This window comes from Halosimplex halophilum (assembly GCF_004698125.1).
In the GTDB taxonomy this organism is placed as follows: Archaea; Halobacteriota; Halobacteria; order Halobacteriales; family Haloarculaceae; genus Halosimplex; species Halosimplex halophilum.
Window position 1 is genome coordinate 1797568 of sequence record NZ_ML214297.1, and the last position, 14965, is coordinate 1812532.

13 protein-coding genes are annotated in these 14965 nt (G+C 70.3%); 3 read left to right on the top strand and 10 right to left on the bottom strand.

Features of this window, described 5'->3' with window-relative positions; all coding sequences use genetic code 11:
- Positions 1 to 91: 91 nt before the first annotated feature.
- Both E3328_RS09065 and E3328_RS09070 read right to left on the bottom strand, forming a co-directional pair.
- On the bottom strand, positions 92 to 1030 hold the full coding sequence (locus tag E3328_RS09065) for a thiamine pyrophosphate-dependent enzyme (protein WP_135364245.1): 939 nt from the start codon (positions 1028 to 1030) through the stop codon (positions 92 to 94).
- 3 nt (positions 1031 to 1033) lie between these two features.
- A complete protein-coding gene (locus E3328_RS09070) occupies positions 1034 to 2935 on the bottom strand; it encodes a 2-oxoacid:acceptor oxidoreductase subunit alpha (protein WP_135364246.1) in 1902 nt (633 codons plus the stop codon).
- Between the two features lie 316 nt (positions 2936 to 3251).
- Here E3328_RS09070 and E3328_RS09075 point away from each other — a divergent pair, with 316 nt between their 5' ends.
- Positions 3252 to 4385, top strand: a complete 1134-nt coding sequence (locus tag E3328_RS09075; protein ID WP_167837348.1) for a sensor histidine kinase — start codon at positions 3252 to 3254, stop codon at positions 4383 to 4385.
- Between the two features lie 48 nt (positions 4386 to 4433).
- Here E3328_RS09075 and E3328_RS09080 read toward each other — a convergent pair whose 3' ends face one another.
- Positions 4434 to 5588 carry an acyl-CoA dehydrogenase family protein gene (locus E3328_RS09080; protein WP_135364248.1) on the bottom strand — a complete coding sequence of 385 codons (1155 nt, stop codon included), beginning with the start codon at positions 5586 to 5588 and terminating at the stop codon, positions 4434 to 4436.
- Between the two features lie 157 nt (positions 5589 to 5745).
- Here E3328_RS09080 and E3328_RS09085 point away from each other — a divergent pair, with 157 nt between their 5' ends.
- Positions 5746 to 6702, top strand: coding sequence for a hypothetical protein (locus E3328_RS09085; RefSeq protein ID WP_135364249.1), 957 nt, complete (start codon positions 5746 to 5748; stop codon positions 6700 to 6702).
- 59 nt (positions 6703 to 6761) lie between these two features.
- Here the strand turns inward: E3328_RS09085 and E3328_RS09090 are convergent, their stop codons facing one another.
- The 3 genes from E3328_RS09090 to E3328_RS09100 form a co-directional block, all read right to left on the bottom strand.
- Complete coding sequence (locus tag E3328_RS09090) at positions 6762 to 7697, bottom strand: calcium/sodium antiporter (protein ID WP_135364250.1); 936 nt, start codon at positions 7695 to 7697, stop codon at positions 6762 to 6764.
- 113 nt (positions 7698 to 7810) lie between these two features.
- On the bottom strand, positions 7811 to 8413 hold the full coding sequence (locus E3328_RS09095; RefSeq protein WP_135364251.1) for a chemotaxis protein CheC: 603 nt from the start codon (positions 8411 to 8413) through the stop codon (positions 7811 to 7813).
- Between the two features lie 124 nt (positions 8414 to 8537).
- Positions 8538 to 9227 (bottom strand): O-methyltransferase, encoded by a 690-nt coding sequence (locus tag E3328_RS09100; protein WP_135364252.1) that lies wholly within the window; start codon positions 9225 to 9227, stop codon positions 8538 to 8540.
- 164 nt (positions 9228 to 9391) lie between these two features.
- On the opposite strand from E3328_RS09100, the gene E3328_RS09105 reads away from it, so the two are divergent.
- Positions 9392 to 10762, top strand: coding sequence for a cytochrome P450 (locus E3328_RS09105; RefSeq protein WP_135364253.1), 1371 nt, complete (start codon positions 9392 to 9394; stop codon positions 10760 to 10762).
- Between the two features lie 17 nt (positions 10763 to 10779).
- Here E3328_RS09105 and E3328_RS09110 read toward each other — a convergent pair whose 3' ends face one another.
- From E3328_RS09110 to E3328_RS09125, 4 genes are all read right to left on the bottom strand, one after another.
- A complete protein-coding gene (locus E3328_RS09110; protein WP_135364254.1) occupies positions 10780 to 11079 on the bottom strand; it encodes an amphi-Trp domain-containing protein in 300 nt (99 codons plus the stop codon).
- Between the two features lie 101 nt (positions 11080 to 11180).
- Complete coding sequence (locus tag E3328_RS09115; protein WP_135364255.1) at positions 11181 to 12470, bottom strand: ABC transporter substrate-binding protein; 1290 nt, start codon at positions 12468 to 12470, stop codon at positions 11181 to 11183.
- A gap of 2 nt (positions 12471 to 12472) precedes the next feature.
- The gene (locus E3328_RS09120) at positions 12473 to 13714 is read right to left on the bottom strand and encodes an ABC transporter substrate-binding protein (RefSeq protein WP_135364256.1); all 1242 of its coding nucleotides are present in this window, start codon (positions 13712 to 13714) and stop codon (positions 12473 to 12475) included.
- Positions 13711 to 14943, bottom strand: a complete 1233-nt coding sequence (locus tag E3328_RS09125; RefSeq protein WP_135364257.1) for an ABC transporter substrate-binding protein — start codon at positions 14941 to 14943, stop codon at positions 13711 to 13713. Before E3328_RS09125 ends, E3328_RS09120 begins: the two co-directional genes overlap by 4 nt.
- Between the last annotated feature and the right edge of the window lie 22 nt (positions 14944 to 14965).

The following is a 14965-nucleotide window of genomic DNA, read 5'->3' on the forward strand; positions in this document are numbered from 1 at the left end:
CCGAAACCACAAACCGTCCCCGAACGGACCGGAAACGGCCGCCAGCGGCCGTACAGGCGGGTTACCCAGTCGTCCGGTCGGTAGGGTGGGCCTATGTATGCTTGTCGATGAGCTGCTCGGCGCAGCGCTCCCACTCGGCGTCCTCGTCGTAGTAGCGCTCGGCCAGCGGCTCCTCGGGCATCTCGCCCGTCGCGCGCTTCTCCTCGCCGTAGGAGCGGCGGTCCTCGTCGCGGTAGAAGCGACCGGTCAGCACCTCGCCCTCGTAGAGCTTCGACTCGACCTCGTACATCATCTCGCCGGCCTCCTGGCGGTCGGTCACGTCGAAGTCGTAGTCGTCGGAGTCCTGCACGTCCGTGTAGGGGACGTACTGGCGGGCGTCCTTGTTCCAGGTCGGACACTGGGTCAGGAAGTCGACGTGGGCGAACCCGTCGTGTTCGACGGCCTCGGCGATGATGTCCGCGGCCTGGTTGGGGTTGACCGCCGCCGTGCGGGCAACGTAGGAGGCCCCGGAGGCCAGCGACAGGCTGAGCGGCCGGACCGGGTCCTTGGCCGACCCGCTGGGCTGGGTCTTGGACTTGTGACCCTTCGGGCTCGTCGGCGAGGTCTGGCCCTTGGTGAGGCCGAAGATCTCGTTGTTGAACACGATGTAGGTCATGTCGTGGTTCTCGCGGGCGGTGTGCATGAAGTGGTTCCCGCCGATCCCGTAGCCGTCGCCGTCGCCGCCGGCCGCGACGACCTCGACGCCGGGGTTGGCGAGCTTGGCCGCCCGCGCCACGGGCAGCGACCGCCCGTGGATGGTGTGGAAGCCGTAGCTCTCGAAGTAGCTGTTCAGCTTGCCCGAACAGCCGATGCCCGTACACAGCAGGACCTCGTCGGGGTTCTTCCCGAGCCGGGCCATCGCCTTCTTCAGGGCGTTGTTCACCGCGAAGTCGCCACAGCCCGGACACCACGTGGGCTGGGGCTCGATCCCGGGTGTGAACTCGTCTTCCTCGGCCTCTCGCTGTTCGCCGATGGCGCTGAATGCACTCATTGGTTAGTCACCTGCCGCTGGTACGTACTTCATGTTGCTCACCGCGAGTTCCTCGCCCTCGATGCTGGACTCGAAGCCCTCGACGATCTCCGCGGGCTCGAACGGGTTGCCGTTGTACTTCAGCAGGCTGGAGAGCTTCGGCCCGAAGCGACCGAGCTCCTTCTGGGTCAGCCCGCGGAACTGCGCGGTCGCGTTCATCTCGACGACGAGACACTCCTCGACCGATTCGAGGAACGCGCTGACCTCCTCCTTGGGGTAGGGCATCAGGTCGCTGACGCCGATGGCCTTGACCGAGTGGCCGGCGTCGTTGAGCCGGTCGACGGCCTCGAAGACCGTGCCCTGGTGGCTGCCCCAGCACATGATCCCGTACTCCGCCTCCTCGGGACCGTGGTGGGTCTGGTTGCCCTTCTCGTCGAGCTCCTCGCGGATGGACGCGAGCTTGCCCAGGCGACGGTCCATCTGCAGGACGCGGTTCGTCGGGTCCTCGCTGATGTGGCCGGCCTCGTTGTGCTCGTTGCCGGTCGCGAGGAAGCGCCCGCCCTTCTGGCCGGGCACCGAGCGGGGGCTGACGCCCTCCTTGCCGTCGTCGGCGTCGTACTGGAAGCGCTTGAACTTGCCCGCGTGGTGCTCGGCGGCCTCGGCGATCTCCTCCTCCGTGATGACCGAGCCCGGGTCCGCGTCGGGCTCGCGGTCGAAGAAGCTCGCGTCGACGTTGCGCAGTTCGCCCTGGAGCTTCTGGTCGTAGACGAGGATCGCCGGGATCTGGTAGTCGTAGGCCAGCTCGAAGGCGGTCCGGATCTGCTCGTAACACTCCTGCTGGTCGCCGGGCGCCAGCACGACGCGGCTGGAGTCGCCCTGGCTCGTGTAGAGGACGTGTTCGAGGTCGGCCTGCTCGGGCTTGGTCGGCATCCCGGTCGAGGGCCCGGCGCGCATCGCCTCGACGAGCACGACCGGCGTCTCGGACATCTCCGCGAGGCCGAGCGGCTCGCTCATCAGCGCGAACCCGCCGCCGGACGAGCCGGACATCGCCTTGACGCCGGCGTGGCTGGCACCGAGCGCCAGCGACGCGGCGGCGATCTCGTCCTCGACCTGCTCGGAGATCCCGCCGAACTTCGGCAGGTTCTGGGACATGATCGTGAACACGTCCGTCCACGGCGTCATGGGGTACCCCGAGATGAACCGACAGCCGGCGTCCAGGGCCCCGTAGGCGATGGCGTCCGACCCCGAGACCAGCGCCTGCTCCTCGTCGGGCCCGTCGTGGTCCGGGATGGAGAGGTCGTGGGTCTGGTCGAACTCCTGGGCCTGCTCGTAGCCGTCCTGGATGACCGCGAGGTTGGCCTCGAGGATGTCTTCCTCCCACATCTCCTCCATGATTCCCTCGTACTCCGAGGTGTCCATGTCGAGCAGCGCCGCGGTGACGCCGATCCCCGCGTTGTTGCGCATGATCTCGCGGCCGTGTTCCTTCGCGATGCCGCGCAGGTCGACGGGATAGACGTGCCAGCCGTTCTCCTCGGCGCGCTCTTCGAGGTTGATCTCCTCGACCTGCTCGTCGTCGATGAGCCCCGAGTCGTAGACGATGATGCCGCCCTCGCGGAGGTCGTCTAAGTTCTCCGTGAGCGGTTTCAGTTCCTCGTTGCCGTAGTAGGCGTCTTCCGAGGGGTTCCGCGCGAAACTGTCACCGAGCGCGAGGAGGAAGTTGTAGCCGTCCCCGCGCGAGGCCGCCCCGTCCGGGGTCGCCCGCACCTCCACGTACGTGTGGCCGCCCCGAATCCGGGACGGATAGTGTCGGTGTGTGAATACGTCGAGCCCCGACCGCATGAGGGCCTTGGCGAAGTACCGACTGTTGCTGTCGATACCGTCGCCGGAACCACCCGCAATCCGCCATATTAGTTCCTGATCTGTCATGGATACATCCGTCGGCCCCGGTTCGGGTGCCGTGAACGAAACGAGGACTGGACCCGACTAAAGCGTTTTCACTCCGATACCGCTGAATAATCGTGAAGGTTGGGTACGGCCCGTCTCGCGCCTGAACTCGGCCGGGGGTGACAACGGCATGCACAGCGCGTCTCGCTCGCGTGCCTCGCATCTGTTCTCGAAGACAGAACGTAGTTCTCTATATCCTCGATCGCCGGACCTGAAAGCTCCCGATCAGTTTTTCGGACGGTCTCAGCGACGATTCTCGGGCGGCCAGGCTTTTGTGGCAGTCCACCAACGGCCGGGTATGATCCGACGGACTCTCGCGGTCGGGAGCGTGGCCCTGACGGGGCTGGCGCTGGTCGCCGGGGCGGCCTCCAGCGCCGCCGGTGCGGGCGGCGACGGCATCGGCCTCGCCCTCGTGGCGCTGGGGGCGGTGCTCGGCACCGCCATCGTCGCCGGGGCGGCGTACCTCTACCGCAGCGACGTGGCCACGGTACACACGGCGCGTATCGCCGGCTGGAACCTCCTCGGGGTCGCGCTGCTGGGCGTCATCCTGGCGCTCGCCCGGGCGGCGCCCGGAGCCTCGATTCCGGCCTACGTCGTCGTCGACGTGCTCGGCGTGAGCTCCGTCGCGCACCTGCTCATCGGGTACAACGACGTGCGCCGCATCCGCGCCGAGGAGCTCGCCCGCCAGCGCCGCACCCTCGCCGTCGTCAACCGGCTCACCCGCCACAACCTCCGCAACCGCACCCAGGTCCTCACCGGCCACGCGTCGCTGCTCGCCGAGGAGCTGGACGACCCCGACCACCGGACCGCCGCCGAGACCGTCCGCGACACCGCCCGCGACCTCGCGGAGATCGACGGGGAGCTCGAGACCATCCAGACCGCGCTCAACCGCGACTCGCCGGACCGGTCGGTCGATCTCTCCGCGCTCGTCGAGGAGGTGCTCGACCCCTACCGCGAGGCCCACCCCGACGGCACGTTCGAGTCCGACGTGCCCGACGGGTTCACCGTCTACGGCGACGAACAACTGCGGACCGCGGTCGAACACCTCGTCGAGAACGCCGTGGAACACGGTTCCGCGAGCCCTGATTCGCGGGCTCCCGAGGACGCCGACGGAGCGAGCTCCGGCGAGCCTTCGGTCGCTGGCGCTCCCGAGGAGGCCGTCGAGCACGGCGACTCCGGGTCGCCGTACGTCCGGGTCGCCGCCGAGACCGACGGCGACAGCGCCGAGATCCGGGTCTCCGACCGCGGTCCGGGCGTCCCGGCCGACGAGGTCGCCGTCCTCGACGGCGACCGGGACATCTCACAGCTCGAACACGGCTCCGGGCTGGGCCTGTGGGTCGCGAAGACGGTCGCGGAGCGGTACGGCGGCGACCTCGCCGTCGAGAACGGCGACCGCGGCGCGACGGTCTCGCTCGGTGTCCGGGCGGCGTGACGAGGTGTCCGCCCCAGGTGCAGACTCGTTCGGTATCGTCGAACGGAACTACTTCGGCGCCTGGTTGTACACGAGGTTGCGCTGGATGTCGTTGGCCCCCTCGTAGATGACCGGCACGCGCACGTCGCGGTAGACGCGGGCGATCCGGCGGTCGTGGAGCACCGAGCGGCCGCCGTGCAGTTGCATCGCCTTCTGGGCGCAGTCGTTGGCCGTCTCGGTGGCCTTGAGCTTCGCCATCGCCGCCCAGAAGCCGGCGTCGTCGCTCTCGGCCACCTGGTCTGCGGCCCGCCAGGTCAGCGCGCGGGCGGCCTCGAACTCGGTCCGCATGTCCGCCAGCTTGTGCTGGACGGCCTGGAACTCGTCGACCGAGCGGCCGAACGCCTCCCGGTCGTGGACGAATTCCCACGCCTCCTCGATGGCCGCCGCCGCCATCCCGATGCCGTGGCCGCCGACCACGACGCGGCCGTGGTTGAAGAACTCCGCGAGCATGTAGAAGCCCGCGCCCTCGACGCCGATCAGGTACTCCTCCGGCACCCGGCAGTCCTCTAGCGTGAGGTGGGCCTGTTTCGACGCCCGGAAGGCCATCTTCTCCGGGATGTGCTCGGCCTCGTAGCCGTCGGCGTCGGTGGGGACGACGAACAGCGAGTAGTTGCCGTACCGGTTGTTCTCGTCGTCGCCCGTCTTCGCGTAGACGGTCACCCAGTCGGCCTCGACGCCGTTGCCGATCCAGTACTTCTCGCCGTTCAGGACGTACTCGTCGCCCTCTTTCTCGGCGGTCGTCGTCATCCCGGCGAGGTCGCTCCCGGTGTCGGGCTCGGAGACGGCGAGGCCGGTGATCTGTTCGTTCTCGGCGACCGGCCGGAGGAACTCCTCTTTCAGCTCCTCGTCGCCGTGCTCTTCGAGGATCTCGGCGCCGAAACTGGCCAGCTGCAGCGTCAGCGCGATCCCGGCGTCGGCGCGGTAGAACTCCTCGGCGATGGCCAGCACCTGCTGCAGCGAGAACCCCTCGCCGCCGTACTCCTCGCCGATGTCCTGGGCGACCAGCCCGGCGTCCATCCCCGCCTCCAGCACCTCCCGCGGGTACTCGCCCGACTCGAAGTACGCCTGGGCGTTCGGCGCGATGTGCTCGGCGGCGAACTCGCGGGCCTGTCGCTTCACGTCGTGCGCTTCCTCGGGGACCGGACGGTCGTCCAGCAGTTCCATACCCGCGTCACGGACCGCGAGCCCATATACCCCCTGGCACGGCGGGAAACGCCCCGGGAGTTTCCGGGCGACGCCGGGGCGCTCGCGGCCCGCCGGGACGGGCCGACGGCGACACCGTCCCCGGGAACTTTTGGCGAGGGGCCGAAAACCTCCGGGCGTGACTCCGCGCCCCGGTCCCGCCGTCGCCGTCGACTCCTCCGCGCAGGTGGCCCCGAACGGGTGGCCGGCTCAGTCGTGGAGCCTCGGGGACTGGTTCGGGACGATGTTCAGCGGACCGCTGGAGGTCCACGCGTTCGTGCTCGGGGCGTTCGTCGGCGGGATCCTCGCGACGGTGTCGACCAGCGGCCGCCCCCGGACGGCGCTGGCGGCGACGCTCGGGGTGTTGCTGTTCACGTTCGGCGCCTTCGAGACGGTGCTGTGCCGGGAGAGCTTCGCCGCCTGCCGGCACGTCCGGTTCAAGCCGTGGTACTTCCTGGCCGGCGTCTTCCTCGCCCAGGTGCTCGGCCTCGGCCTCCTGGGGCGAGCGGTCGAGGAGCGCCCCGACCTGCGGACCGAGCGCGTCCCGACGCCGCTCGCCGGCGCGATCGTCGCGGCCCTGCTGGCGGTCGCGGCCGCCTCGCTCGCGGTCGGCCGGCCCGCCCACCCGATCACCGGCCTCGCGACGGCCGGCGGGCTCGCGGGATCGGTCCTCGGCTTCGGCGCCTACCAGTGGAGCCGCCCGGACGGTGGGACGGACCGCTACCGCGCCGCGGTCCGGCGCGTGGTCGGGCGCGAGGGCGAGGCGTCGGCGCTGTTCGTCGCCGCGGGGACCGTCTTCGGGTTCGGCTACCCCCGGCTGCTCTGGGAGGTGGGCCGGGCGACCGGCCGCGGCGGCTTCCCGTTCGGCCCGATCACCTGGTTCCGGTTCGGCGTCCCCTCGGTCGCGCTGTACGTCCTCCCCGCGGTCGCCGCGACGGTAGGTGCCGCCTGGCTCCGCGGCCGCCGCCGCGACGAGCGCCTCGACGGCGGCGTGGTCGCCGCCGTCGTCCTCGGCTACGCGACCTACGCGGCGTGTCTCGCCCTCGCGACCGGGCTGGCGGCGACCCTCTGGTTCCGCGCCGTCCCCCTCTGGTGAGGGCGACCGCGGTCGGGCACCGCCGGCCACGTCGGGGATCGGCCGGCCGCGGGTCCCGCTCACCGGCCGAGGAACGCGACCACCCAGTCGACGGCGTTCAGCGCGACCAGCAGGGCGCCCTCCGGCCGGGAGAGGGCGCGGCGCGACCACAGCAGGCCGGTCGCGACGACGGAGACGCTCAGCAGCCAGAGCGCCCCCGTGAACGCCGCCGGGCCGACGGTCAGCGGCTGGAGGACGCTCGCCGCTCCGAGCACCCCGAGCACGTTGAAGACGCAGCTGCCGACGACGTTGCCGGCCGCCAGGTCCGCCTCCCCGCGGGCGGCGGCCGCGACGGAGGTGACAAGCTCCGGCGTCGACGTGCCAAGCGCGACCACCGTCGCGCCGATGGCCCACTCCGAGACGCCCAGGTCCGCCGCGGTACTCACCGCCCCGACCACGAGGAGGTGCGCGGCGACGACCACGACGGCGAGGCCGCCGAGCAGTCGCGCCACGTCGGACCGCCGGAACGGGTCCGGCTCGACGGCCGGGCCGGCCGCGTCCCCGTCGGTCCGGGCGAGCAGGAGCACGTAGCCGGCGAGCCCGGCGACCAGCAGGGCGCCCTCGGCCCGGGTGACGGTCAGGTCGCGGAGGACCGCGAGCAGGGCGACCACCGTCAGGACCATCAGGACGCCGTCCCGGCGCACCAGGTCGGCGTCGACGGGCAGCCGGCGGACCAGCGCCGTCCCGCCGAGGACGACGCCGAGGTTGACGACGTTCGAGCCGACGACGTTGCCGACCGAGATGTCGGCCTCGCCGGTCAGCGCCGCGTCGACGGTGACCGCCAGCTCCGGCGCCGAGGTCCCGAACGAGACCACGGTGAGCCCGATGACGAGCCCGGAGACGCCGAGCCGGCCGGCGAGCCGGCTCGCGCCCGTGACGAACTGGCCGGCGCCGACCCACAGGCCGGCCACGCCGACCGCTACCAGGGCGACGTCGCGCAGGAGTGCCGCGACCATCCGCTCGCCGGTTCGGAGTGCTCCGGGATAACGCCGGTGGTCCGGTGCGGTCTGCGAGTCGGGGGCGACGGGAGGGGAAACGACGGGGCTCGACCAGGGAGGGCGTCGAGAACTCAGACCTCGATCTGCTGCATGAGCGCGACCAGCTCCTCCAGTTCGGGGAAGGTGTAGACCTTCACGTCGACGTTGGAGTCGGGCGCCTGGACGTGCGAGTCGAACATCAGCGCCATGTCGCTCTCGCGGTCGCCGACGAGGTCGTCGACCATCCCGGACCCGGGGCCGAAGATGAACGACGGCGGGCCGATGTCGATGGTCGTGTCGAGGACGTTCGCCCAGCCGTCGATGAACCCGGAGGTCATGATGTTGCCGATCTCCTGGATCGCCGACCGCTCCATGTCCGTGAACCCGCGGGCGTTGGGGTCGGTCTCGCCCATGTCGCCGATCATCCCGCGGGCGAGCTCCTTCGCGCTGCCCGCTTCGAGGAGAAAGAGGATGTGGCCGTGGGGGGGTTCGACCATCTCGATGCTGATGCCGATCTGCTCGGCGTGGCCGACGTGGGTCTTGATGTCCGGGATATCGATGAAGTTGATCTTGGTGATCTCCATCTCCGTCTCCATCCCCGTCATCTGGCTGAGGTGGTCCGCGACCGTGTTCCCGCCCTCCTTCGCCATCCTGTTGAACAACCCGAGCTTCCGGATATCTATCTTCAGACTCATCGGTGACCCTGCGAGGTGGGGAGGCGTTTCGACCCGACCCACATAAGCGGTCCCCCCCGATTTTCGCGAGCGAGACTCGGCGGCCGCCGGGCCGCGACTTCGGCCCGACGAGCGGGGCGGGCGCTTACCGCTCCCGCTGGCTGACCGAGACGCCCTCGCCGAGCGGCAACAGCGCCGTCTCGAAGGCGTCGGCCGCGGCGACGGCGTCGAGGTAGTCCGCGATCCCTTCAGTCATCCCGTCCATCCCCGAGCGGTCCGCGCCGCCGGCCCGCCCGCCGTCCTCGAAGTACGCACGCAGGTCGCCGGCGTCGATCGAGCCGCCGGCGACGACGTTGTCCGCGACCACGACCCCGCCCGGCGCGACCTTGTCGCGGACCGCCTCGAACGCCTCGGCGTAGCGCTCCTTCTGGCAGTCGACCAGCACCGCGTCGAACGGCCCCTCGTAGTCGTCGACCGTCTCGATGGCGTCGCCGTGTTCGAACGCCGCCCGGTCCGCGAGGCCGCCCCGGCGCATGTACTCGCGGGCCTGGTCGAGTTCGCCCGCGTCGATCTCCGTGAGGACGACCTCGCCGTCGGCGGGGAGTTCGCGGGCGAACCAGTACGCCGAGTAGCCGAACCCCGACCCGAACTCGAAGACCCGCTCGGCGTCGGTCAGGCGGGCGAGCATCGCCAGCCACCCGCCCACGGCCGGCCCGACGTAGGGGAATCCCTCCTCGCGGGCCTGCGCGCCCATCTCCGTGAGTATCTCGTCGGGCTCGGGCCCCAGCGCGGTCGCGTACGATTCGAGGAACTCGGATACCTCGTAGTCGGCCATGGTCGGGGTTCGGCGGCCGTCGGGATAAACTGCGCCGCACCGGCCAGGCGTTCCGGGATCGGGCGGTCGTCGCCGCCAAATCGCCGGGTTCGCGGCCCCGACATCGCCCCGTCGCTGACCCCGACCGTCGAGAGATTCATGCCGGTCCGGCCGTAACTCCGGACATGTCGGACACCCCGCCGGGGCCCAAGGGCGAGCCGCTGTTCGGGAGCAGCCGGCGCTACGCCCGGGACCCCTTCTCGTTCATCTCGGCGCTCGAAACGACCTACGACGACGTGGTCACCTTCGACATGGGGCCGATGGAGACGTACATGGTCACCGACCCCGCGGATATCGAGCGGGTCCTCGTCTCCGAGGCCGACGCCTTCCGGAAACCGGACTTCCAGAACGACGCGCTGGGCGACCTGCTCGGCGACGGCCTGCTCCTGAGCGAGGGCGACACCTGGGAGCGCCAGCGCGACCTCGCCAACCCCGCGTTCCGCATGTCGCGGCTGATGGGGATGGCCGACCGGGTGGCCGGCCACGCCGAGTCGATGGTCGACTCGTGGGAGCCTGGGCAAACGATCGACGCGGAGACGGAGATGGCCCGCGTGACGCTCCACGTCATCCTCGACCTGATGATGGGCGTCGAACTCTCGGAGTCGCGGGTCGACACCGTGCAGGCGCAACTCGACCCGCTCGGGCGGCGCTTCGAGCCCGACCCGCTCAGGTTCGCGATGCCCGACTGGGTGCCGATGCCCGGCGACGAGGAGTTCGAGTCCGCGGTCGCCGAACTCGACGCCGTCCTCGACGACATCGTCGCGGCCCGCCGGGGTCGTGAGGTCAGCGGCGTCTCGACGGTCGTCGACGCGCCCGCCGAGGGGGCGGACCCGCCGATGGACTTCCTGTCGGTCCTCCTGCGCGCACGCGACCGCGGCGAGCAGTCGGCCGAGCAGCTGCGCGACGAGATGATGACGATGCTGCTGGCCGGCCACGACACCACGGCGCTGACGCTGACCTACACGTGGTTCCTGCTGTCGGAACACCCGGAGGCCGAGCGGCGCGTCCAGGCGGAGGTCGACGAGGTGGTCGGCGACGACCGCCCGGCGATGGACCACGTCCGGGAGTTCGAGTACCTGGAGTGGGTGATCAACGAGGCGATGCGGCTGTACCCGCCCGTCTTCACCATCTTCCGCGAGCCGACCGAGCCGGTCGAGCTCGGCGGCTACCGCGTGCCCGCGGGGGCGACGCTGATGCTCCCGCAGTGGGGCGTCCACCGCTCGGCCCGCTACTGGGACGACCCCGAGACGTTCGACCCCGAGCGGTTCAGCCCCGACCGGCGCGCCGACCGCCCGCGCTTCTCGTTTTTCCCCTTCGGCGGCGGCCCGCGCCACTGTATCGGCAAACACCTCTCGCTGCTGGAGGCGAAGCTCATCGTCGCCACCGTCGTCTCCGAGTACGAACTCGACTTCCAGGGGGAGACGCCGCTGGAACTCATGCCCTCGCTGACGATGCACCCCCGCCAGACGATGGAGATGAAACTCGTCGAGCGGTAGCGTCCGCCCCGCCGGTCCTACTCGACGGCCGGCGCTTCCTCGTCGGGACGGCCCGGCAGCTCCAGCTCGATCTCCAGTTCGGGGTCGTCGACGCCGTCGAAGTCGACCTCCAGCTCGACGGGTTCGCCGAACGCGAAGGGGAGTTCCCACTCGTCGGTCGCGATCGTCAGCTCGTCGCCGTCCTGCAGCTGTTCGCCCAGGTCGACCAGGAACGCGCCGGCCTCGCTCGCGTCCAGCCGGTAGCTCTGCTCGAAGTCGCGGCCGGTCCTGATGGTCGTCCGCTCGTCGGCGTCGGTCGCTTCGGTGTCGTCGGTCATCGATCACCTGTTTTAGGCCGTCCGAAAAAAGCAGTGCGATCCCGGCCGGGCGCGGGCGGCGAGCGAGATGCGGGACCGCGCCGGGCGGTCGCCGGGCGCGCTCAGACGTTCCCGGCCACGATATCGGCGACCCGCTCGCGGTCGAACAGTCGCTGCTCGTCGGGAACGTCGGGGAACCGGTCGGCGTCGAACACGCCGAACTCCCCGGGGTAGAGTTGCTGGGCTACCATCTCCGTCTGCAGCAGGTTGACGAGCGGGCCCTGCGAGCCGAACGCGCCGGGGTAGACGTTGCCCTCCCGGACCGCGGTCAGCCGACGCCCGACCGAGTCCGCCTCCAGCGGCGCGACGTACCGCTCGCGGAACGCCTCGGCCGAGAACCCCTCGCCGTCCCCGGTCGTCCCGATCCCCCAGTGGAAGACGAGGATCTCCGGGTCGACCTCCAGCAGTTGCTCGTAGTCGATGGTGCCGGCCTCGACCAGATCCGCCGGGAACGCGCTCCCGACGCCGAGGTCGCGGTAGGGCTTCATCTCGACGCCTTCGACCCGGGTGTCCATCGGGTAGAACGTCCCCTCGCTGGGGTTCGACGCGCTGTTGAGGAGTCCGATCTCCGGGCGTTCCGCCGCGGGCGGCAGCCGCGAGTCGATCTCCGCCTGCAGGCCGTCGTGGACGGCGGCGAGCGCCTCGTAGCGCTCGCGCTCCCGGAACAGGTCGGCCAGCCGCTCGAACGCCTCGTACAGCGAGTAGAGCCTGTAGTCGTGAAACTCCCGGCGCCGGAGGATGTTGTTCCCGAAGAAGGGCGCGACGTTCTCGCGGATCTCCGCGGTGTCCGCCCGGTCCCAGGCGTCGTCCCACCCCGTCTTGTGCATGTAGTTGGGGTCCATGAGGATCACGTCCGGGTCCTGCTCGTAGAACACCTCCTTGTCCCAGTCGGTCGCCGAGAGCCCCGTCGCCTCGGACTCGGGGGGCACGTCGAGGTCGAACGGCTCGAACAGGAAGCCGGGGATCATGTTCGTGGCCGTCAGGAACCCGTCGCGCTGCCCGAGCGCGAACGCCATGTCGGCCCACTCGCCGTTGTTGACGATGTACGTCTCCGGCACCTCGTCGAAGGCCAGACACCCCACCGGCTCGATACAGGCCTCGTACGTCCCGGCCGCCGTGGCCGTCGACCGCTCCGCGCTCGGCGACGCCGTCGCCGTGTCGGCGCCGGTTCCGGGAGTCGCCGTCGGCGTCTCGGTCGCCGTTGCGGTGGCACCGCTCTCCCCGTCGTCGGTCGGCGTCGCCTCCCCGCTCGAACAGCCCGCGAGCAGGCCGCCGCCCACGAGCGCCCCGCCGTATCGCAGATACGTTCGTCGACTCGTTTCGCCGGTCATCTCGGTGTCGTCGTCGCCCATACTCAGATCTCTCCGTTGACGATGTCGGCGACTCGCTGGCGGTCGAACAGCTCCCGGTCACCGGTCACGTCCCCGAACTCGTCGGGGAACAGCTGTTTCGCGGCCCGCTCGGTCAGGAACAGGTTGTGGATCGGTCCCTGGTGGAGGTAGCCGCCGCGATAGACCCGCCCGTTCTGCACGGCGGTCAGCCGGCTGCCGACGGGGTGGTCCTCCATGTACGCGAGGACGGTGTCGCGGAACTCCGCCGCCGACTTGCGCTCGTGGCCCCGGACCAGGAGCACGTCCGGGTCGACCGAGAGCAGGTTCTCGTAGTCGAGTTCGCCGCGGTTCTCCGTGCTGAGGTTCTCGATGCCGGTGCCCGCGAGCGCGTCGCCGACGCCCAGGTCGCGCCACTGCTTCTTGCTGGTCCCCTTGTCCGTCAGCCGGTACGGCGAGAACGTCTCCGGTTCGTCCGTCCCCTCGAAGGTGAGCATCACGTTCGGGCGCTCGCCCGCCGGGGGGAGCCGGGCCTGGATCCGGGCCAGGAACTCGTCGTGAAGCGACTTCATCGTCTCGAAGCGCTCGCGCTCCCGGAACACGGCGGCGACCTTCTCGAAGGCCTCGTACAGCGAGTAGTAGCGGTAGTCGTGCCAGGCGTCCGACCGGCGGAAGATCAGGTTGCCGACGAACGGCGCGACGTTCTCGGCGACCTCCTCGACGTCGGACCGGTCCCAGTCGAACCAGTTGATCAGCATCCCGGGGTCGTAGAAGTGCACGTCGCTGTCCAGCTCGTAGAACGCCTCCCTGGTCTGGACCGTCGGGTACTGCTCCAGCGGCTCCGTGTCGACACTCACGCCGGGCAACTCGTCGTAGACGTACGTGTAGTACCGGTCGGCGCCGCCGATACCGGCCATCCCGTCCCCTCGCCCGAGCGCGACGCCCATGTCGGCGTACTCGCCGCAGTAGGGCAGCCACGTTTCGGGCACCGCGTCGAAGGTCACTTCGCCGACCGGCGCCATCGTCACCGAGTACGACCCCCCGCCCGTCGCGGTCGTCGTCCCGGTCGCGGCCGGTTCGCGCTCGGTCGGCGCCTCCGTCGCAGTCGCCGTATCGCCGTCGCTCGCGGCGTCGGTCGGCGTCGCCGGACCGCCGGCGCAGCCGGCCAGGAGGCCGCCGCCGACGACCGCGCCGCGCTTCAGGTAATCGCGACGGGTCGGCTCGTCGGCCGACGGGCCGTCGCCGGCCCCGTCGCTCCCGTCGCTCATGCGTCGACCCCCTCGGTGACGATCCGCGCGAGGCGGTCGCGGTCGAACAGCTCGTCCTCACCGAACTCCTCGGGGAAATAGCCCTGCGCGTACCGCTCGACCATGAAGAGGTTGTGCAGCGGGCCGCTGTAGATGGGGCCGCCGCGGAACACCCGACCCTCCTGGACGGCGGTCAGCTTGCTGCCGACGGGGTGGTCGCGCATGTACTCCAGCACCGAGGTCTCGAACTCCTCGCGGCTCTTGCCGCGCCGGTGGTAGCGCAACAGCAGCGAGTCGGGGTCGACCTCCAGCAGCGTCTCGTAGTCGATCGTGCCGGTATCGGTGGTCGAGAGGCCGTCGACGCCGGTCCCCGCGAAGGCGTCGGCGAGGCCCAGCGTCCGGAAGTGCTCCTTGTTGGCGCCGTTGCCCGACAGCCGGTAGGGGGTGAACTCCTCGGGCTGCTCGCCGGCGAACACGAGCGCGGCGTTCGGCCGGTCGTCGGGCGCGGGCAGCCGCGACTGCACCGTCGCGACCAGCTCGTCGTGCATCGACCGGATCGCCTCGAAACGCTCGCGTTCCTGCACTACCTCGGCGACCTTCTCGAAGGCGTCGTACAGCGTGTAGTAGCGGTAGTCGTGCCAGTCGTCGGTCCGCCGGAAGATGACGTTCCCGAGGAAGGGAGCGACGTTGTCCCCGACCTCCGTCAGGTCCGACTCGTCCCAGACGCCGAACCAGTCGGTCAGCGCGTGGGGGTCGATCAGGTGCAGGTCGGCGTCCATCTCGTAGAACGGTTCCTTCGATACCCCGTCGTTCCACAGCTGGGTGAGCCCCTCCACGTCGACGGAGACACCCGGGAGTTCCTCGTAGTGGATGGTCTTGTAGCGACCGCGATACCAGATCGACTCGACGGCGTCGCCGTGCCCCAGCGCCACCAGCATGTCGATGTAGTCGGCCGTGAACGGCGCGATCGACTTCGGGACCTCGTCGAACTCCACCGTTCCGACGGGTTCCATCGTCACCGAATACGACCGCGCTGGTGTCGCCGTCGCCGCGTCGCTCTCCGTCGACCCCTCGTTCGAGGGCGCTGTCGGCGTCCCGGCGGGCGTCCCGGTCGGCTCGCCGCCGCCGTCGTCGGTCGGCGTCGACTCCCCGCCGGAACAGCCGGCGAACAGGCCGCCACCCACGATCGCTCCGCCGTACTTCACGTACTCGCGCCGCGTCGGCGCTTCACGCTCCGTCTCGTCTGCCATATTGTTTTAGGCCAGCCTAAAA